This window comes from Acinetobacter sp. CIP 64.2, assembly GCF_000369645.1.
In the GTDB taxonomy this organism is placed as follows: Bacteria; Pseudomonadota; Gammaproteobacteria; order Pseudomonadales; family Moraxellaceae; genus Acinetobacter.
In genome coordinates this window covers 1,622,294-1,641,650 of the sequence record NZ_KB850122.1, presented here as the reverse complement: position 1 = coordinate 1,641,650, position 19,357 = coordinate 1,622,294, and the positions used below count along the sequence as shown (strand labels likewise).

Annotated in this window: 19 protein-coding genes; 14 read left to right on the top strand and 5 right to left on the bottom strand. The window is 39.0% G+C overall.

The window, feature by feature from the left end; translation table 11 throughout:
• Positions 1 to 93 precede the first annotated feature (93 nt).
• Positions 94 to 1,350, top strand: a complete 1,257-nt coding sequence (gene icd, locus F895_RS03445) for an NADP-dependent isocitrate dehydrogenase (RefSeq protein WP_005243412.1) — start codon at positions 94 to 96, stop codon at positions 1,348 to 1,350.
• Between the two features lie 134 nt (positions 1,351 to 1,484).
• Positions 1,485 to 2,105, top strand: coding sequence for a pentapeptide repeat-containing protein (locus F895_RS03450; protein ID WP_005243410.1), 621 nt, complete (start codon positions 1,485 to 1,487; stop codon positions 2,103 to 2,105).
• An 80-nt stretch (positions 2,106 to 2,185) separates the two neighbouring features.
• On the opposite strand, the gene F895_RS19665 is transcribed toward F895_RS03450, so the two are convergent.
• Both F895_RS19665 and F895_RS03455 read right to left on the bottom strand, forming a co-directional pair.
• The gene (locus F895_RS19665) at positions 2,186 to 2,350 is read right to left on the bottom strand and encodes a DUF1427 family protein (RefSeq protein ID WP_005243408.1); all 165 of its coding nucleotides are present in this window, start codon (positions 2,348 to 2,350) and stop codon (positions 2,186 to 2,188) included.
• 12 nt (positions 2,351 to 2,362) lie between these two features.
• Positions 2,363 to 2,974 (bottom strand): DJ-1/PfpI family protein, encoded by a 612-nt coding sequence (locus F895_RS03455; protein ID WP_005243406.1) that lies wholly within the window; start codon positions 2,972 to 2,974, stop codon positions 2,363 to 2,365.
• Between the two features lie 273 nt (positions 2,975 to 3,247).
• On the opposite strand from F895_RS03455, the gene F895_RS03460 reads away from it, so the two are divergent.
• Together F895_RS03460 and F895_RS03465 are read left to right on the top strand one after the other, a co-directional pair.
• Positions 3,248 to 4,066, top strand: a complete 819-nt coding sequence (locus F895_RS03460) for a PhzF family phenazine biosynthesis protein (protein ID WP_005243404.1) — start codon at positions 3,248 to 3,250, stop codon at positions 4,064 to 4,066.
• A 144-nt stretch (positions 4,067 to 4,210) separates the two neighbouring features.
• Entirely contained in the window at positions 4,211 to 6,979 is a 2,769-nt protein-coding gene (locus F895_RS03465; RefSeq protein WP_005243402.1) for a M16 family metallopeptidase, read from the top strand.
• Between the two features lie 51 nt (positions 6,980 to 7,030).
• Here F895_RS03465 and F895_RS03470 read toward each other — a convergent pair whose 3' ends face one another.
• On the bottom strand, positions 7,031 to 7,414 hold the full coding sequence (locus F895_RS03470; RefSeq protein ID WP_005243400.1) for a DUF3144 domain-containing protein: 384 nt from the start codon (positions 7,412 to 7,414) through the stop codon (positions 7,031 to 7,033).
• Positions 7,415 to 7,519: 105 nt separating this feature from the next.
• Here F895_RS03470 and F895_RS03475 point away from each other — a divergent pair, with 105 nt between their 5' ends.
• Complete coding sequence (locus F895_RS03475; RefSeq protein ID WP_005243398.1) at positions 7,520 to 8,152, top strand: hypothetical protein; 633 nt, start codon at positions 7,520 to 7,522, stop codon at positions 8,150 to 8,152.
• A gap of 255 nt (positions 8,153 to 8,407) precedes the next feature.
• Here the strand turns inward: F895_RS03475 and F895_RS03480 are convergent, their stop codons facing one another.
• Positions 8,408 to 9,862, bottom strand: coding sequence for a CYTH and CHAD domain-containing protein (locus tag F895_RS03480; RefSeq protein ID WP_005243396.1), 1,455 nt, complete (start codon positions 9,860 to 9,862; stop codon positions 8,408 to 8,410).
• A gap of 176 nt (positions 9,863 to 10,038) precedes the next feature.
• Between F895_RS03480 and F895_RS03485 the strand changes: the two genes are divergently transcribed.
• The 5 genes from F895_RS03485 (at position 10,039) to F895_RS19660 (ending at position 14,015) form a co-directional block, all read left to right on the top strand.
• Positions 10,039 to 10,410: an Mpo1-like protein gene (locus F895_RS03485; protein WP_005243395.1), complete on the top strand. Its 372-nt coding sequence runs from the start codon at positions 10,039 to 10,041 to the stop codon at positions 10,408 to 10,410.
• Between the two features lie 159 nt (positions 10,411 to 10,569).
• The gene (locus F895_RS03490) at positions 10,570 to 11,859 is read left to right on the top strand and encodes a carboxypeptidase-like regulatory domain-containing protein (protein ID WP_005243394.1); all 1,290 of its coding nucleotides are present in this window, start codon (positions 10,570 to 10,572) and stop codon (positions 11,857 to 11,859) included.
• A 218-nt stretch (positions 11,860 to 12,077) separates the two neighbouring features.
• Positions 12,078 to 12,287, top strand: coding sequence for a hypothetical protein (locus tag F895_RS03495; RefSeq protein ID WP_005243393.1), 210 nt, complete (start codon positions 12,078 to 12,080; stop codon positions 12,285 to 12,287).
• A 428-nt stretch (positions 12,288 to 12,715) separates the two neighbouring features.
• Positions 12,716 to 13,225, top strand: a complete 510-nt coding sequence (locus tag F895_RS0119095; RefSeq protein WP_010590158.1) for a hypothetical protein — start codon at positions 12,716 to 12,718, stop codon at positions 13,223 to 13,225.
• A gap of 38 nt (positions 13,226 to 13,263) precedes the next feature.
• A protein-coding gene (locus F895_RS19660; protein ID WP_111828215.1) for an IS5 family transposase occupies positions 13,264 to 14,015 on the top strand; the annotation gives its coding sequence in 2 pieces (ribosomal slippage) (positions 13,264 to 13,600 and positions 13,600 to 14,015; 753 coding nt in all).
• Positions 14,016 to 14,291: 276 nt separating this feature from the next.
• On the opposite strand, the gene F895_RS03510 is transcribed toward F895_RS19660, so the two are convergent.
• The gene (locus tag F895_RS03510) at positions 14,292 to 15,419 is read right to left on the bottom strand and encodes a helix-turn-helix transcriptional regulator (protein ID WP_026040195.1); all 1,128 of its coding nucleotides are present in this window, start codon (positions 15,417 to 15,419) and stop codon (positions 14,292 to 14,294) included.
• Between the two features lie 271 nt (positions 15,420 to 15,690).
• Between F895_RS03510 and thiE the strand changes: the two genes are divergently transcribed.
• The 4 genes from thiE to F895_RS03530 all read left to right on the top strand — a co-directional run bounded on the left by thiE (position 15,691) and on the right by F895_RS03530 (position 19,218).
• Positions 15,691 to 16,302 (top strand): thiamine phosphate synthase, encoded by a 612-nt coding sequence (gene thiE, locus F895_RS03515; protein ID WP_005243388.1) that lies wholly within the window; start codon positions 15,691 to 15,693, stop codon positions 16,300 to 16,302.
• Positions 16,303 to 16,384: 82 nt separating this feature from the next.
• Positions 16,385 to 17,683 carry a glutamate-1-semialdehyde 2,1-aminomutase gene (gene hemL, locus F895_RS03520; protein WP_005243386.1) on the top strand — a complete coding sequence of 433 codons (1,299 nt, stop codon included), beginning with the start codon at positions 16,385 to 16,387 and terminating at the stop codon, positions 17,681 to 17,683.
• Positions 17,684 to 18,014: 331 nt separating this feature from the next.
• Positions 18,015 to 18,431: a GlcG/HbpS family heme-binding protein gene (locus F895_RS03525; RefSeq protein ID WP_005243384.1), complete on the top strand. Its 417-nt coding sequence runs from the start codon at positions 18,015 to 18,017 to the stop codon at positions 18,429 to 18,431.
• A 142-nt stretch (positions 18,432 to 18,573) separates the two neighbouring features.
• Complete coding sequence (locus tag F895_RS03530; protein WP_010590054.1) at positions 18,574 to 19,218, top strand: RluA family pseudouridine synthase; 645 nt, start codon at positions 18,574 to 18,576, stop codon at positions 19,216 to 19,218.
• Positions 19,219 to 19,357 lie beyond the last annotated feature (139 nt).

The following is a 19,357-nucleotide window of genomic DNA, read 5'->3' as shown; positions in this document are numbered from 1 at the left end:
TTTGAACTAAACTGTTTCATGCAATAAAAAACGAAAGTATGCCAGAGAAGGCATAGACATAATCGCTAAAATACATGAGGGAGAACCTACAAAATGGGTTATCAGAAGATCGTGGTTCCTACGGATGGAGACAAAATCACAGTAAATGCAGATCTGTCACTAAATGTTCCAAATCGTCCGATCATTCCTTTTATTGAAGGTGATGGTATTGGTGTGGATATTACACCAGCAATGAAAGCAGTAGTAGATGCCGCTGTGCTAAAAGCTTACGGTGGCAAACGTTCTATCGAATGGATGGAAGTCTACAGCGGTGAGAAAGCAGACAAAATTTACGGCAACTATATGCCAGAAGAAACTTTTGATGCTTTACGCGAGTTTATTATATCAATAAAAGGGCCATTAACCACACCTGTTGGTGGTGGGATTCGTTCTTTAAATGTGGCATTACGCCAAGAACTTGATTTATATGTCTGTGTGCGGCCTGTTCGTTGGTTTAAAGGAGTACCTTCACCCGTGAAGCATCCTGAACTGACCGATATGGTGATCTTCCGTGAAAATTCGGAAGATATCTATGCTGGGATTGAATGGCCAGCAGATTCTCCCGAAGCGAAAAAAGTAATTAAATTTCTGCAAGAAGAAATGGGCGTCACCAAAATCCGTTTTCCTAAAGATTGTGGTATCGGGATTAAACCAGTGTCTAAAGAGGGGTCTCAGCGCCTAGTGCGTAAAGCGATTCAGTTTGCAATTGATAATGACAAGCCTTCGGTGACCTTGGTGCATAAAGGCAACATTATGAAATACACCGAAGGTGCATTTAAAGAATGGGGGTATGAACTGGCTATAGAACGTTTTGGTGGTCAGTTACTGGATGGTGGCCCGTGGGTAAAAATTAAAAATCCCAAAAATGGTAAAGACATCATTATTAAAGATGTCATTGCTGATGCGTTCTTGCAGCAAATTTTAATGCGCCCTGCAGACTACTCGGTGATTGCGACCCTGAACTTAAACGGGGACTATATTTCTGATGCACTGGCGGCAGAAGTGGGTGGAATTGGAATCGCACCGGGTGCCAATATTGGCGGCGCGATTGCCATGTATGAAGCCACTCATGGCACAGCACCCAAGTATGCGGGACAAGATAAAGTCAATCCGGGTTCGATTATCTTGTCTGCTGAAATGATGCTGCGTGACATGGGCTGGACGGAAGCAGCAGACTTCATCATTACTGGTATTTCTGGAGCGATTTCAGCCAAGACAGTGACCTATGATTTTGAGCGTCTCATGTCAAATGCAACTTTGTTGCGGTGTTCGCAATTTGCTCAAGCCATTATTGAACATATGAAAGATTAATTTTCACTTGCAGAGAAAGGGCGGTTATACCGCTCTTTTTATTTTTAAATGAGTGAACGAAGTCATATTAAAATAATATACAAAACTGCAGATATAACCTATGTTAGGGTTTTATAAAATAAAATCTGGGCATTATGGCAGAACGAAAATATGGTCAGGCTGCAGCTAAAACGATCGAAACATTCTCCAGCTTGGACTGGTATGGACAAGAGCTGAATAATCAGAAATATGAAAAGGTACTCTTTGTTGATCTGGATCTGTCTGAGGCGAAAAGCACTGGGGTAATTTTTAATGAATGTACATTTCGACAAGCACGGTTTAATGCATCCGTTCATCAAAGTAGTGCATTTTTAAATTGTACCTTTATCTCGTGTAATTTCTTTGACAGTAAATTTACCGACTGTAAATTTGTTGGAAGTATCTTCAGTGATTGTCAGTTTCATTATATGCGGGTTGAAGATAGTGATTGGGCTTTTGTGGGATTGCCCGGTGCAGATTTAGAAAAGGCTGCATTTTTAAGAACCCGTTTAAGAGAAGCAGATTTGACCGGCGCCCGTTGTCAAGGCAGTTCAATTCGGAACAGTGATTTATCTGGGGCGTGGTTACACCGTGCAGATTTTACTGCATGCGATTTAAGGGGGAGTGACCTGAGTGCCCTAGACCCGAAAGAGTCCCAAATTAAGGATGCAATTATTCAACTTGATCAAACCTTGCTGATTGCAGAAAATTTGGGCTTTGATGTCAGGCTCGATTGAGTTGCTGTGTAATGGTGTTGATAAAAATGAGTGGGATGTACCACTCATTTTTATGGGAGATAAAATCAGTTTTCTTTAGGCTAGGACAGATAGAGTCGGATAAAAGGTACCAATTGTTCGCCAATCACGATACCCAATAAACCCAGTAATGCAACAATTGGCGGTGCGGGAGCTTTCACATCAAGGAGGTAATACAGCACGCCAACCAATACACCGACAGCTAGCGACAATAAATAAATCTTCATATTTGGTAGGTCTTAGTCCACTTTTGCTTTGCAGAAAGGGTCAATTTTAGGATTACTGTTCCAGATGTATTCAGCCTCTTCCGCGCAAAGTTGCGCAACCTGTTCACCTTGAGTGTTATGAATAAAGGCAAGAGTCATATCCATACCTGCACTCACACCTGATGAAGTATAGAATTTTCCATCAATTACCCAACGGGCTTGGGCTTGCCATAACACTTGGTCATTGAGTTTTTGTACAAACTCGAATGCCATTTTATTCGACGTTGCTTTAAGTCCATTTAAAAGACCAGTCGCTGCAACTAATGAACTGCCTGTACATATTGTGAGTACGTGTGCACTTTGGGTCGCTAAAGTTTTAAGCTCATCAAGAAACTGCTGGTTATTCATCAGTTCAAATGTCACGATCCCCCCCGGAACCAATAGAATACTTTGTGCATTGGTTTCAATTTCACTAAAAGCTTGGGTTTGGATGCAGACACCATGCTTATTGGAAACCAAGCCACCATTTAGGCTATAAAACTGCACTTGGTAGTGCGCTTGCAATAAGCCAAACAACTCGACAGGGCCCATGATGTCGAGGGTTTCAAAATCTTCAAAGACGATGGCATTAACGGGGATACGCATTGCTTTTCTCACTTGTTTAATCTGCGTAATACCATAGAGAGCTGCAAATTTTTTATTGTGAATATTCTGTATGGCTTATTTTGAATTATGCTAAATCAGTGGACTTTTGGCCTGATCTGTTAGCAAGCGGAACATATTTTTAGCTTAAATTTTAAACATTTAAGCTGGTTGAATTAGAAAAACTGTGGTGTATCGTAAATTTAGAAAAATCTGTATCTATCATTTCTAGACCAGATGTTCAAAATAACTGGAAAATAGAGAGAGTGTTGTGTCATGAAGATGTATCAAATTGATGCTTTTACCCAACAATTATTTAAAGGAAATCCGGCCGCGGTTATCGTGGTGGATGAATGGTTAGATGACCATTTGATGCAGAATATTGCGATGGAAAATAATTTATCAGAGACCGCATTTGTCAGAACACTTGATGACAGTAATTATGAGATTCGCTGGTTTTCTCCACTGGATGAGGTGGCTTTTTGTGGGCATGCGACTTTAGCCAGTGCTTTTGTACTGTTTAAAGATTTCACTCAAGCCACAACCATTCAGTTCCATGTGCGCGAGCTCGGAATTTTTATTGTCAGCCAAGCTGCTGATGGCAAAATCAAAATGAACTTTCCAATTCGAAAAGCTGAATTAGTCTCTGATTTTCCTCAGGAACTACGTGAGGCGCTGACGAAACCATTTAAAGCTGTTTATCGTAATGCTCAAGCTTATATTGTTGAATATGAAACCGTGCAGGATGTATTGGATGAACAACCTGATCTGGAAAAATTAAAACAACTTGGCAAGGTTCGTACAGCAATTACTGCTTCACAGCCGGATGTTGCCATTACCGCACGCGGCGAAGGGACGTTTGATTGCGTTTCTCGCTATTTTGCACCCGCAATTGGCATTGATGAAGATCCAGTCACGGGTTCGATCCATACCGCGATTGTCCCGCTTTGGGCCGATAAATTAAACAAGAAACAATTGGTGGCTTTTCAAGCTTCTGCACGTGGCGGGATTCTGGACTGTGTGATTGAATCTGAACAGCGTATTGAAATTTCAGGTTATGCAAAATTATATATGCAAGCTGAATTGCTAATCTGATTTTTAGCTTAAATTGTGCAAAAACAAAGATAAAAGCTGTTTAAATAAACAGCTTTTTTCAAAACATAACTATTAAAAATGCGAATCGTTCTCTACTATAGCTTGACGTTTTTATTTAAATCACCAAAATTACTTGGATAAATTATGTTAATGCGGTTTAAGCAGCTTACTCTCTCTCTTTGTTTGATCGGGTTGAGTGCGACGTCTTGGTCTCAGACAGTACTCGTAAAAAGTGAAAAAAATATCGAAGAATATAAATTAGATAATGGTTTTCGTGTAATTCTTGCGCCAAATGATAAAGAAAACAAAGTCTATGTAAATACGGTTTATTTTACGGGTTCACTGAATGACCCGAAGGGTAAAGGCGGTCTGGCACATCTATTGGAACATCTGGCTTTTAAAGGCACGCAGAATGTGAAAGGCGATGAGTTCCAGCGTCGCCTGGATCAATTTACCCTGATGACCAATGCCAGCACCGATTACTACTCGACTAAATATTTAAATATTGTTCGTCCTGAAAAGAATGCATTGAATGAAATTCTGTACCTCGAATCTGAGCGTATGGACAAATTGGTACTGCAAGAAAAATTTGTGCCTTCTGAAATTGAGATCGTCAAACGTGAACGTGAAATCCGTATGGATCAACCTTTTGCGGTATTGATGGATCAAATGTGGAAAGCCGCTTATGGCAACCAATATTTGGGTCGTTTGCCGATTGGTGATCTACCCGAGTTAAAGTCCATTCAGCTGAATGAATTGAATCAGTTTTATAAAACTTGGTATGCGCCGAATAATGCGGTGATGGTGATTTCAGGTAAATTTGATAAGACCGAAGTCTTAAATAAAGTTGACCAATATTTTAGTCCAATACCAGCACGTGCTGTGCCTGCCCAGGTACAAGTGCCTGTTCTGGATTCAAGCAAAATTGAACAGCGCCAATTTACCGTGCAAAAGGGCAGTGATTTAGCCAAATTCCACATCTATATGAATGGTAAAAATACCAAGCTGCAGCCTGCGTTAGCATTGGCACCGGCACTCTATACCATGCAACCTAGTGGTATCCTGTATAAAAGTATGGTGGAGACGGGGATTAGTACTGCAGTGCAGTCAACCACATGGTTAGATCAAGATTTTAATTTGGTGTTTATGGGCGCAATTTATGCACCGAATCATGATGCCAAAAAAGTTAATGACGCGCTCACGGCGGGTGTAGAAAATAGCCATGAATTTAGTGAGGCCGAGTTACAACGGATTAAAAATATCACACAAAATGATGCGGATACCATTATGAATGATGCGGTGGCATTAGGCTCACGTCTGAGTGATTATGCCGTTTCATCTCATGGTCAGTGGGATCAGTACTTTAAAGATTTACAATCAGTTAAAGATTTAAAATTAAAAGATGCCAATCAAAGTTTAAAAGAGTTTTTAGTGTCATCACATCGTATTTCAGGTGATATTTTACCAACACCTGAAGATCAGAAGAAGGCGATGACGTTAAAAGCCGATAATCAGCCAAAAACGCTAGATCAAAGTGCAGAAAAACCTGAACCATTAAAGGATGTCAGTGTTTATCAGCAGGAAGTCAGCCAGTTTATGACGCAGTCTGCTCAACAATTGCAAAAGAATGAGCAGAAAATTCAGCGTGGCGAGTTAAAGAATGGTATTCGCTACGCGCTATTCCCAACGCCTACACGTGATGATAAAACCTATGCCACCATTAGTTTAGATTTTGGTGATGAAAAAACATTATTTGGCAAAGGTGTGACCTTAGATTTAACCAGTTATTTGATGTTACGTGGATCTGAAAAGCATACTTTGCAAGAAATTACGGATAAAGCCATTGCTGCAAGTGGTGGGGCATCGGTCAGTTCGAATGGCAATGGTTTTACCATTGTGATTCAGGCGAAGAAAGACAAGTTTGAAGATTTCTTCAACTTTATTGTGGATGTGGTTAAACAACCAAAATTCTCGCAAACTGAGTTTGATTTGGCAAAAAATCAGAGCTTATCGGTACTGGATCGTCCATATACAGAACCTGCGGTTGTGTCATCGATGACTTTATCTAAAATTCTGGAAATCTATAAACCAGGAGATATCCGTTATCACTTTGAACCAGAACTTGCGAAAAAGCAGATCAGTGAAGTCACTCAGCCACAAATTAAACAGTTCTATGAGCAATTCTTTGTGACGGATCATGCCCAAATCGCTGTGACAGGTGATTTTGATGCTAAGAAAATGCAGAAGACCTTACAAAAGGCCTTTGGTTCTTGGAAAGCAAAGCAGCCGTTCACGAAAGTGACAGGTCAATATACGGTGTATAAAGCGCAGAAAGTACATGCTTTATCGGAACAGCGTGAATTTGGTAGTTATCAAAGTGTACTGGCGTTGCCTGTTGGTTCATACCATAAAGATGCACCAGCTTTGATTATCCTGAGTCATATCTTGGGGAACTCGCAACTCTCATCGCGTTTGGCACAAGAGTTACGTGAGAAGAACGCCTTGGTATATGGCTTTGGTAGTGGCCTAGATCTTGATCCAGATATTGATGATGGTACGTTGAGTATCACTGCAAATTATACTTCTGGTCGTTCTGAGCAAGTTTCGCAATCGGTACATAAGGTATTGAATGAGTTACTGAGCAAAGGCGTGACTGAGCAGGAAGTGGAAGCAGCCAAAGCCGATATCATGAAAAAACGGGTGACCGCTTTAGAGGACGAGCGCAATATTCATGGCATGCTCACGGGGCAGTTAGAGCGTAACAAGACTTTGTTGGATCGTGCTGAGCGAGATCAAGAACTTGCGAAACTGAGCAAAGAAGATGTCAATGCGGTAATCAAGAAATACATCAAACTTGATCAGTTTGTCGAAGTCATGGCTGACCAATACGGGCAAGCACAAGATCTGAAATAAATCATAAAAATAAAGCCACCAAATCGGTGGCTTTATTTTTAGCAGAAATGTTTAATGATCATGTTTATGCGCATGAAAATCTTCATTCTTACGGAAGCGTAAGTAGTTTTCAAACTGTTCACAGTATTCGTCAAAGTTGTCTTCCAGCATCATTTGGAATTGTTGCAGTAGATAAGACATTACTTGCTCTTTGGCATCACGCATTTCTTCGCCGTCTTTAAAGTTATTGGCTGCAACCCAGGTATTAAAACGGGCAGTGGCGAATAACATGGCTGCACTGACTTGACCACGTAATTCTTCTGGTTTAGCTTGCTGACCTTTGGGTGGTCGGCAGAAATCATTGGCAAGCTTAATGAACTCATCTGCACGCTCAAAAAAGACTGCATTTAAAGCTTCTTCTTCCGTCACATCAGTGGCGTTAATTTTTTGAGACATGGTTTTTCCCAGCGACAAGTTAAGACACATTATTATAGACAAAGCCTTGTCGAAACTAAACCTTTGCCTTAACCTAAAATAGCCTAAGCAATTAGAATAACCACTATGCAAGATGCAATCGCGATTCAAAGCTTAAAAACGGATATTGCTTTATTACGCCAGCATATTTATCCACCCCAATATTTAGAGCATGTCGAAGGCTTGCCGATTTATTATGGGCTGAAAGAGGATGTAGATGAGTATTATCGGCAGTGGCAACCGCTGATTGAAAGAGCACAACAGTTATGTCAGCCTTTTATGGAAGACGAAATTGTGGATGCGATTCACTTACCCAGTCACTTAAATCTGCCGCTTTTTTTCTTTCAGGTGGATCGGATTCGGATCAATAAAACCCGTGCCAAAGAGTCTAAAACTTTTCGCGGTGTGGCGGCTTTGTTAGAAAAATGTGGCCAGTTTGAGACCGATCAGATTTTTGCGATGCAGGAATGGTTGGGCAGTGACGATACTGCGGCCTTAGTTGCACATCGTGAATTTATTGATTTACGTACCTATGTATTTCAGCATGGGCAAAGTGACTATACCCGTACTCGGTTTTATATGAATGGCGTGATTTTAAGTGTAGAGCCGCATTTTAAATTGGTGGATGCACGGGACAAGCCACGTAAGCAGCGTAATGATAGTTATAGTGATCCGATTGCTGATAATGGTACGTGGAAGATTTTTGGGAAATATCGGTAAATGATTTAAGCTTAATATGGAGATATTATCTGCCTGCTAAAGAACTAATTTTCATTTTCCGTTAAGGTGAGTAAGACCTCAAAAATTATGAATAACCGAATACCTTTTGTATAGGTGGTGCCTTACTTTTGACTGGGCAAAAGTAACAAAACCCCTCTGTTAAGCTGATGGCACATCCTTGATGCCACAGCTTAACGGCGGCATCCATGCCGCCAGCACGATAACAGAGTGAGGTGATTTTCCCTTGTGCAGCAATCAATCCTCATCCCAAAAAATATCTTTAGCAGATAAACCCTGTAGCTTTTTATTCGCTTTCTTGGCCACATGTGGTTGTTGTGCCTTGACCCAACCTAAAGCAAATAAAAATTGTGGATGCTTCACAGCCTGTTGTTCAAAGATCTGTTCGGCGACAAAGAGATCATTATAAAAACCTAAATACTCCTGAATCGGCTGCAACTTATTTAAGAATTGTTGAACTTGTTTTTCAGGATAAATCCCTGCAATAAAGTCGATGCAATAACGCAATTGTTTAACGCGTTTACGGGTACGGTGTTGTTGCTCGACTTCTAGCTTCGAAAATTGAGAGGTATCTTTAAGAATTTTTTGATACAACTTGGTTAAGCTTTTAGCTGCTTGTTTAGACAGTTTAGATTTAGACTCATGCTCACTATAGGTGAAGCTGAGTAATGCTAAAAATAGCTGTGTGGTTTTAGTGTGGCTTAATAATTGAAAAACACCACTGTCAACATTTTCAGGGAATGGGAAGTCAAAATCACAGACTTTTTTTACTAAAGGAATAACAGAATCTTGAATCGCATCATTATCGCGTGATTGACCTAATGCTCTAAAAATATCAGCCAATTGGCTTTCCCAACTAGGATCAATTTGCGCAGACCAGTTCGAAAAATGTTTTAAAGCAGAACGTAAACGACGTAAACCAACACGAGCTTGGTGAATATGATCTGCTTCGGCTACACCATCGGCAATTGCGGCTGCATTAGGTAAGATATGATTAAGCGTATTTTCGATAATCAGTTTGATTGCTTGTTCAGCACTGACATTTTTCTGTAGGCTGAGTGATTTCGCTTTGCTGGCAGGGGATACCGTTTTGCCCATAGCCAATAAATTGCCACGTTCAGCTTTACTGCGCACATCGAGCCAGAGTTGATATTTATCTACCCAGGTTTTAGCAAAATCAATCAGAGACTGTGCTGAGCCTTGTTTTAATTCAAATTCAACTTCGCAGATTTTAGCTTGATTAGTTGGAGTTCGGATTTCGCCATCATCCAAGCAGACTTCAATTTGAGTCCCTTCAAACTCGAACACATGAAATGTACGCTGTACGTCAGTTTGAAATTGCAACTGTAGTTCAGCAGGTTCTTCACCTAACACATCGCGAAGTACGTTTTGGACCGTTTGATTATGTTGATATAAAGATAAATCCAGTTCAGGTTCTTCTGTACATTTGCCTAAATAAATATCTTCTTCGATGCGTTGTAAATGGTTTTTACTGGCAGCTTTAAAGGTTTGCACCCAATGTTCACCTTCCTGACGCAAACGAATAGCCACATAATTTTTTGCCAGTAAACGGTCAGCAGTGTCATAGTATTTGGCTTGTAGCTGAATTTTTTGTGCTTTTTGTTTGCTTAAAAGCTGCAACACACTTTTTTTCTTAGATTCAGGGAGTTGAAATTTTAGCTCTATTTCCATGATGTTATGACTCCTGACCACCGAGAATGATAAATATAAAAATAGTATAACTTGTTGATCTCAAAAATCATTGTAAAGTTGTTTTAAGCAGGGAAAGGATGGCACGCAATGACTTTATTTTGTACAGAAAATGCATTAACGTGTGGAGAGTCTTGCACGATTAGGATGATCTTAAAATGAATGCACCAGCGAATATTACCCAGCCAGTGGAATTTTCATTACCCATTAAAAACTATGACGAATTTTATCATTTTTATTTAACCGAACACCGCAATATCGCCAGTCGCCGTTTACATGCAGCAGGCAGTTCGATTGGTTTATATTTCTTTAGTCAAGCCATCCGTAAACGTCAGGCAAAATATGCGGTATATGGTTTAGTATCAGGCTATGCCTGTGCTTGGGTTGGGCACTTCTTCTTTGAACATAATAAGCCTGCCAGCTTTAAACAACCGCTGTATAGCTTTATTTCGGATTGGCGCATGTTGTCTGATGTTGCACGTGGTCGTTTAAGTCTGATTGATCGTAAGTTTGATAAAATTGAGTCGTAAATCAACGTATATTTAAAAATTATAAAGCGACATTCGGTGTCGCAAAGCTGCTTCGGCAGTTTTTTTATTTATTTCATGAGATTTATTCCTCATTTATGGAATAGACGAAAATAAAAAATTCTCTAACACTAGAACTATGCTTTTAGTGAGGAGAGCAACATGAAATATTCAATATTAAGTGTTTTAGTGGGTAGTTTATTGTTGGTTGGGTGTGGTGGTGGAGGCTCAAATACAGAGGGGAGAATTGATGGAGCTGTCTGGAAAACAAGCGGAAAAATTGTTGATGAGAAAGGTAGCCCAATCGCTAATGCTGATATTTCGGTGAGATTGGGAAAAGTTACATATGCTACAAAATCTCACGATGATGGAACATATAATCTTGAGACACCTAAAGAATATAATTATCCTTCTACTTTTGCTGGAATTATAAAAAAGGATGGTTATATGCCCTCAACATTACTGTTTAGTTATAGTAATGGTGCGTTAGCAAAAGATGTAAACTCAGCGAATCCAAAGTTACCTTTAATACGAGAGAGCGATGTTATTTTCTTTCAAGGTTTGGATATTATTCATTTGGGAGATGATAGCTTTCAAGGTTCATCTAATTCACAATTACAAGTTCCATCACAAGGAAAAGTTTGGCTTGATACATTTAAATTTACTTCAAATTTAAAAAATAAATATGATCAAATTTGTATTAACATGACTGCCAGAGGAATAAATAGTCAAGGTAATCAAGGACAACCGTCAAACGATAATATTAGTTTGTCTGAAGATGGCAAGGTTGGTACATATATAGTCCAAATACTTAAGGATAGTGATATTTCTGGTGCCTTTACTAATATTTCCCACTGTTTTTCTTTATCAACATTTGCCCTAAATAAGAATAGTGATTCAACTATTCGTTTGCAGATAAATTCACAGCCCGCATCTGGGGATTATGATGATTTTGAAATGATTAATGTGGTTGGAACACTAAGTAATAGTAATGGTGTAACTCAACCAACTACCTCACCTAATACAGAAATGAATACGTTTGGAACTCAAAATCAAAATTATTTTATTACTGTTTCTGCTCCACTATCATCATATCCTATTCCACAGAATGGTGGATTTAATATATCTATGTCATGTGCAAGTGCATATGCTGATTTTGGTCAAAATTTTGAGTATGTAAGGCCTTCTGATCAAGTTGTGGTATCTGGTGAAACTATAAAATCAGCTGCTTGTCGTAGAGTGAATTCTGACTGGCCTAATGTTCTAAATAAAATTGATAAATTAGTAAGTACTTGTGGTTCAAAACCTTATGATAATATCGGTATTGTGGCTACTAATAGTATGAATAACTATAGTACAAATTACTCAGCATCAAACCCAATAGAATGGGGGAAACTACAAAATCAAGCATTTAAGAATTATCAAGCAGATGTAGACTTGTGTAAAAAATAAGTACTACATCTATCTTCTGCCGTATTTTTGATGCGGCTTTTTATTGCTTAAAAAGAAGACAAATCAAGTATCTAAAAAGTTTAACTATAAAAAATAGACAAAGTCTATTCCATGTTTATGGAATGGACAGGTTTATTAGAGCCTTCCATAATTTAATACGCAGGTACATTTTTGTATCTGTAATTAATTAAATTAATCAGCTAATTAAGGATAAGAAGATGAAAAAATTAGTATTTATTTTATGTGCAACCTTGTCATCTTTGGCTACGGCTAAAGTGGTGACTTGGGAAAGTCTTACACGAGTTGAAGCATGCACTGGAGCTAAACAACTTCTTGAAACGACTGGAGGAGGTAAACCTAAAAGTGATTGTGACTGCTCAAAAAATAGTAATGGAACTTGGGTTTGTGCAGCAGAAAGCAGAGATTAATTAAGTTGATGGGACTTATTTGAGTTCATGATAAGTCCCAAATTTATTTTTACCAAAAATTATTTTTATTTCAACTAATTAATAAAGAAAAGCATATGCGTGAAAATACCTTGAAAAAGTTAAAATGAAGTATTTAATTCGTATTATATAGTTTTGTTTTTCTTTTAAATCAAACTGCTTTAGCTGAAGCAGCAGAGGCTTTCGTTTGTAAAGTAACAAAGAGCACGACAACGTATAAAAATAATGAAGTTTTTAATCAAGTAAATGATAGCTGTTATGGAGATGATTGCATTCCGGAATTTATGTCTTTTGATAAAGATGAGTTACAGCAATTCTCAAGCCATTTTTATCGGCACGGTCAACCACAATATAACCTAGCACAGTTAATGAAGTAATTGCTCGCTTAAGTTGTGAGAGAACGTAGGATCTTGAAATATCAAGAATTGACGAAAGTTTTAAATATATTGGTCGAGAGTTTGGAAAAACTGAATTTGCTAGGACCACAAAAATTGAGGAGCAATCAGGTATTTGTACACTTAAAAATTTTAATACGAAGTTTTAATGATTTAAAAAAAGGAGCATATATGTTAAATCTTTCAAAAACTATTTTATCTGTAATGATTTTAAATTTGTTAAGTGGATGTACAACCATGCAAATGCTTGGAGAAAGCAAGGATGAGATTAAAAAAGGAAATTATGGATGGGGAACATTTTATGGGGCATATTCACTTATTGTTGGTCCAGTTGTAGATGTCGTTACATTGGGTGGGACATTGGATGCTGAACAAAGTACAACCCTTTGGACTGGTGTAGCAAGTCAACAAATCGCACAGCAGCAGATAAAAACAGGAAAAAAGACATTTAGTAATCTAAATTATTGTATTAAATATGACGATACTTCATCTGATAATTATGACTATTTCACTAGGGCTTGTTGAGAATTAACAAAGGGTACTGATTAATTTATAATAGTACTATGGATAGATACATACTTACTGATGCCCAATGGGCAAAAATGGAACCTTTTTGCCTAGGTAAAGTGACTGATCGAGGTCGTAGTGGAAAAGATAATCGATTATTTTTAGAAGCAGTCCTATGGATTGCCCGTACAGGCAGTCCATGGCGTGATCTACCTGCTCATTTTGGTAAATGGAATACCGTCTTTAAAAGATACCGTGATTGGGTGAAAGCTGGTGTATTTGAAGCTATTTTTGCATCTGTAAATGAAGATGTTGATTTGGAATACGCCATGATTGATGGAACGATTGTTAAAGTTCATCGACATGGCCAAGGTGCAAAAGGGGGACTTTCAAACAGTCTATAGGTAAATCTCGAGGTGGAATGAGCTGTAAAATTCTTGCCTTAGTGGATAGTCTAGGCAACCTCATTAAGTTTCGATTAATGCCTGGTCAATATCACGATTTAGTAGAAACCAAACCTTTAATCGAAGATGTTGATTTTCAAGCATTACTAGCGGATAAAGCATTTGATGCAGATTGGCTCATCCAAGAACTCAATGAACGTAAAGTGAAAGTGGTGATCCCACCTAAATCTAATCGAAAAGTAATGAGAGCATTTGATACGATTATGTATAAATGGCGTCATCTCATTGAAAACTATTTCTGTAAGTTAAAAGAATTTAAACGTATAGCGATGCGTAGTTGTAAAACAGATACGAGTTTTGAAGCCATGATTCAATTGTGCGCGAGTTTAATTAACTCTCGGTAATTCTCAACAGACCCTAATAATTGTGGACAAAATATTAAAATTTTATGGTGGGAAGGAGATGGTTATGCTTCTGGTAGCCATGATTTTGTTCACTTAAATACAACTAACTTACGTACGGATGAAATCCAAAAGCCTAAACGAAGTATTATTTATGTAGCTTGTCCTATGAATTCGACTTTTGCAAAACTTGATCGAAGATGGACAATGCAATGTCAGCTAATCTAATTTTATCAACTGAGATTGTGAAAAAGTGTTTGTCGTTAGAACTTTTAAATTTCAGACAAACTTCATTAATAACTGTACCAACTCACTTTGTCGATGTGTTCTGGTTTTGGTAAAAATTGATTGTAAATGTTTTCGGACAGTATCCAGTTGAATGTTGAAAGTATGCGAAATCTCTTTTAATGTTTTGGAGTCCAACAACTGTTCACAGATTTTATTTTCTACAGGTGTAAAGAGGAAAATCTGTGTGTATAGCTCTCTTTGATATTTAGCCTTGTGTTTCAAACAAGAAAAGGTCGCTAATACGACAGGACGTAAACCAAAAATTTTATGCGCTTTTTCAGGAATGAGTAAATCCAAGGTTAAAAATAAATCATGGTCAAGCATCATTGTTTTAGTCCGTTGAGCATAATCCAATGTTTGATAATGATTGTAATTGTGCTCTAACTCAAATAAATGCCGACTAAACAGGCTTTGGCAATATTCATTAAAAGTGAAGCTTCGTTGATCAATACGTAGGTGCGGATTGTTTTCACATAATTGTCTTGCTTCATCATTTAACTCTAAGACAGTTCCATTCAAATTGATGATTGCAATTGGTTGTTTAATTTTTTGGATCAGCTGAGAGCCTAATAGAGTCCGCGTTGAATATTCAAAATGATGACGATGCTGCTGAATTTTTTGTTGCAACATCGGTAGCATGTCATAAAAAGGTTGTAATTCTGAACTGCTCAACGCCCCACGATGCGGGCTGGTCAGGAGTGCCAAGATCACACAAATTTTTTGATCATAAATGAGTTGGATTGCAGAACCAAATTGTATATTCAGTGGTTGTAAGACCTGCTGATAGACTTGTGTTTGATTAATTTCTTGTTCTGTAAAATGTTGTGAATCATGCATCCAGCCCTGAAATGGGGCTGAGATTGATTTTTTTAAACGTGGGTCATCGTCAATTTCTAGGCGTACATTGGTCAAAGCCACTTGATTGAGATAATCTGCATCAATACTAAGACCATGATGTACACTAAAAGACAGTGCTTGGACTTGCAGATCAACTGCTAGAAGCTGAGACAATTGTATATTAAAAGCATGATTCAGATGTTCCAAAAACATGACCCAGTCATCAATATCTTGAACTTTTTCCAAGACTTTCATGACTGCTCTTTGCTTGATTAGATCCATCTAAAACCACGGAAAGAAATCAAATGATTTCAGTTATTTTATAATAGCTTCATGAGCACGAAAATGAGCAAAAATAAAAAAATGACTCGTTTAGACAACTATCCGATGAAATGTAATATAGATCGAACTGTACTGTAGTTTCACCAATAGCAAAATTTAAAGTGCTTTATTGATCTTGGTAGCAATCAGAGCTTCTATGCACAATCAATATAGCTTATGACATCAATATTCTTTACAGTATCAATTGAAAAGTGTTCTAACTGAGTGATTTATGCGCGGTCTATACCTCATTACCAATGATGATCCAATCCAACTATTATTAGAAAAATTAGATGTGGCTCTAGCAACAGGACAGATTGCGATTCTGCAATATCGTCGTAAAAAAGTAGCAAAAGCTGATCAGCCAAGTGAAGTCGAACAGATCAAAGCACTTTGTGAAAAGCATCAAGTCCCATTTGTGATTAATGATAATTTGGCACTGGCTGAACAATTTGGTTTAGGTGTGCATCTTGGACAGTCCGATGGTGAAATTAGCGATGCGGCTACACGTTTGCCATCAGGTGTGATTATTGGGCGGACTTGTCTAAACTCATTAGAACTGGCTGAAAAGGCAATTGCGGATGGGGCGACTTATGTGGCATTTGGTGCGGTCTATGCCACCTCAACCAAACCAGAAGCGGGTAATGTAGGCATCGAAGTCATTCAGCAGGCGAAACAAAAGTTTGCTGTACCGATTTGTGCGATTGGCGGGTTGACCGTTGAAAATTCTCAAGTGGTGATTGAGGCTGGTGCGAGCCTTTGTGCAGTAATTAGTGATATATTAGGCCGATCAACAGCCGAAATTCCTGCTCGTGTAGATGCATGGGCAAAGTTATTTGACTAATTATATGTATCCGCTTCGCGGAACCTTTATTGTTTCTCGGAACGACAACGTTCCTCGTCCTCGATTCTAGGTTGAGTCTTTTATGAGCTTATCTCCAAAGCAAGAACAGCTATTTAAACAAGCAAATAAACATATTCCAGGTGGGGTTAACTCACCTGTACGTGCATTTAACGGTGTTGGCGGTACGCCAGTCTTTATCGAAAAGGCAAAAGGGGCGTATTTGTGGGATGTTGATGGCAAACGCTACGTAGACTATGTCGGTTCATGGGGCCCAATGATTTTGGGTCACGCACATCCAGATATTATTCAAGCAGTACAAACTGCGGCGGAAGATGGTTTAAGTTTTGGTGCGCCAACTGTGCACGAAACGACGCTGGCAGATACGATCTGTGACATTATGCCATCCATTGAGTTGGTGCGTATGACCAGTTCAGGTACAGAAGCAACCATGACCGCGATTCGTCTGGCACGTGGCTATACTGGCCGTGACAAAATTGTGAAATTTGAAGGCTGTTATCACGGTCATTCCGATTCACTATTGGTAAAAGCAGGTTCAGGTTTACTGACTTTAGGCGAAGGTGAGCCAACGTCAAAAGGGGTGCCTGCTGATTTTGCCAAACATACCTTAACGCTGCCATATAATAATATCGAAGCGCTGAAAGAATGCTTTAGCAAGTTTGGTCATGAGATTGCAGGTGTGATCATTGAGCCTGTTGCAGGTAACATGAACTTGGTGACACCAATCGATGGTTTCTTGCAGGCGATTCGTGATGTGTGTGATGAATACAAATCAGTCTTCATTATTGATGAAGTGATGACGGGTTTCCGCGTCGCTTTGGGCGGTGCGCAATCGGTCTATAACGTGAAACCAGATTTAACCACTTTGGGTAAAATTATTGGTGCGGGTTTACCGGTCGGTGCTTTCGGCGGTAAACGTGAAATCATGGAATGCATTGCACCATTAGGTGGTGTTTACCAAGCAGGAACTTTGTCGGGTAACCCATTGGCCATGCGTGCAGGCATTGCGATGTTCAAGCATCTTCGTGAACCTGAGTTTTATGACAAGCTTTCAGCACAGTTAGCCAAATTACTGGCAGGTTTACAGGCTGCGGCAGACGAAGCGGGGATTCCATTTAAAACCCAGCAAGTTGGCGGTATGTTTGGTTTGTATTTTACCGATCAAGAAGATATCACCAGCTTTGATTCAATGTTGGCTTGTGATGTTGAAGCATTCAAGAAATTCTTCCACGGCATGTTAAAGCGTGGCGTCTATCTTGCACCATCAGCATTTGAAGCTGGTTTTATTTCATCAATGCATTCTGATCAGGATATTGCAGAGACCATTCAGGCAGCAAAAGAAACCTTTGCTGAAATGAAATAACGCTGCGATACATACATAAGCCCGATTTATTCGGGCTTTTTTAATGGATATATCTTTAATCTGAAATGAATAGAAAGCTTAAGGTATTAAAAAAATAAGGATTGGCCTTAATGCAACCGTACTGATTTGCTACCTGTTTATAGGATAAACCTTAGCGATGAACAAAAAAGATAAATAATCTTTATTGTACCGCCAGCTAAAATAATGCTTGAATAATAAACTATATTTGCGCTGGTCTTAGGCTGTGCTTTGGGCTTGCGTAGGCTGTAGATTGCAGTTGTATCACATCTAAAAGCTTTTTTATAAGAAACCCATAGGAATGGAGTAAAACATGAAAACTAAACATTATTTAACGTCCGCTGATGTGGAAATTCTGGTTGATGCAGCCTTGCAATATGCAACAGCGCATAGCTTTAATGTCAGCATTGCAGTTGTGGACGACGGTGGAACCTTGTTAATGATGAAGCGCATGGATGGTGCGTCGGTACTCTCAACAGAGATTTGTCAAGAAAAAGCCAAATCTGCTGCGGTCAGCCGTAGAGCAACCAAGGTATCAGAAGATATGATCCGTGATGGAAAAGTTGGCTTTTTAACGATTAATGCGGCAAAAGGCATGCTAGAAGGCGGAGAGCCGATTGTGTATCAAGCACAGGTGGTCGGTGCTGTAGGGATTTCGGGGGTACAATCTTTTCAAGATGCAGAAATTGCCCAGTATGCAATTCAACAATTTCTAGAGCAACAAACCTAAATCATCATTTAAATTCGATTCTGGATGAAATATCGAGAGAAACACGAAAAAAATTAGTAAAAATACGTGTCATGCATTGTAATTCAGCGCTAAGCTTTTTATGATTGCCCGCTTGTTTTCATCCAGTCGTTGGAAGGCTACCTTGAGTGATTTTCTAAGTGAACATTTGATTCATCGTGATGAAGATTTTATGGTCATCCATAAACCTGCAGGCTTACTCACTGTGCCAGGGAAAACGCCAGATTTACAAGATTGTTTAATCAATCGTCTATTAGAACTAGAACCCAAAACCTTACTGATTCATCGTCTAGATCGTGACACTTCAGGTATCTTGGTCTTTGGCCTATCCAAATTTGGACAGAGCACGATTTCACGTCAGTTTCAGGATCGTCAGACTTCCAAAATTTATCAAGCTTTGGTTGCTGGGCATTTAGAAGGTCAGGGCACCGTCGATATTCCTGTAATTTATGATCCAAGCCGTCCACCCTTACATATTGTGGATGCCTCTTATCACAAACCTGCATTAACAGAATGGCAAGCGATCGAACATTTAGAAATTCAAGGACAAACTGTAACTCGAGTTCAACTGATTCCGATTACAGGGCGTTCGCATCAGCTTCGTGTGCATATGCAATATTTAGGTCATCCGATTCTGGGTGATACCTTATATGCCACACCCGAACAGCAGCAGCTTTATGCGCGTTTGTGCTTACATGCAACGCAATTAAGCTTCGCTCATCCTAAAACAGGTGCACAATTGACATTCGATTGTCCTGTACCGTTTTAGTCTAAAAACTTTTTTATGAAACACGATGTGATGCACGCTATTTGATTGCGCTTTGTGTCAAAATACATCGTTGAAAACTACATAAAATGCCTTAACTTTTATTTGGGTCAGGGCATAAAATGTGTAGGCTAACTTGAGA

Bases quoted from the DNA above. Each gene is read 5' to 3' on its own strand.
- icd (WP_005243412.1), top strand. From the start codon at position 94: ATGGGTTATCAGAAGATCGTGGTTCCTACGGATGGAGACAAAATCACA.
- F895_RS03450 (WP_005243410.1), top strand. From the start codon at position 1,485: ATGGCAGAACGAAAATATGGTCAGGCTGCAGCTAAAACGATCGAAACA.
- F895_RS19665 (WP_005243408.1), bottom strand. From the start codon at position 2,350: ATGAAGATTTATTTATTGTCGCTAGCTGTCGGTGTATTGGTTGGCGTG.
- F895_RS03455 (WP_005243406.1), bottom strand. From the start codon at position 2,974: ATGCGTATCCCCGTTAATGCCATCGTCTTTGAAGATTTTGAAACCCTC.
- F895_RS03460 (WP_005243404.1), top strand. From the start codon at position 3,248: ATGAAGATGTATCAAATTGATGCTTTTACCCAACAATTATTTAAAGGA.
- F895_RS03465 (WP_005243402.1), top strand. From the start codon at position 4,211: ATGTTAATGCGGTTTAAGCAGCTTACTCTCTCTCTTTGTTTGATCGGG.
- F895_RS03470 (WP_005243400.1), bottom strand. From the start codon at position 7,414: ATGTCTCAAAAAATTAACGCCACTGATGTGACGGAAGAAGAAGCTTTA.
- F895_RS03475 (WP_005243398.1), top strand. From the start codon at position 7,520: ATGCAAGATGCAATCGCGATTCAAAGCTTAAAAACGGATATTGCTTTA.
- F895_RS03480 (WP_005243396.1), bottom strand. From the start codon at position 9,862: ATGGAAATAGAGCTAAAATTTCAACTCCCTGAATCTAAGAAAAAAAGT.
- F895_RS03485 (WP_005243395.1), top strand. From the start codon at position 10,039: ATGAATGCACCAGCGAATATTACCCAGCCAGTGGAATTTTCATTACCC.
- F895_RS03490 (WP_005243394.1), top strand. From the start codon at position 10,570: ATGAAATATTCAATATTAAGTGTTTTAGTGGGTAGTTTATTGTTGGTT.
- F895_RS03495 (WP_005243393.1), top strand. From the start codon at position 12,078: ATGAAAAAATTAGTATTTATTTTATGTGCAACCTTGTCATCTTTGGCT.
- F895_RS03510 (WP_026040195.1), bottom strand. From the start codon at position 15,419: ATGGATCTAATCAAGCAAAGAGCAGTCATGAAAGTCTTGGAAAAAGTT.
- thiE (WP_005243388.1), top strand. From the start codon at position 15,691: ATGCGCGGTCTATACCTCATTACCAATGATGATCCAATCCAACTATTA.
- hemL (WP_005243386.1), top strand. From the start codon at position 16,385: ATGAGCTTATCTCCAAAGCAAGAACAGCTATTTAAACAAGCAAATAAA.
- F895_RS03525 (WP_005243384.1), top strand. From the start codon at position 18,015: ATGAAAACTAAACATTATTTAACGTCCGCTGATGTGGAAATTCTGGTT.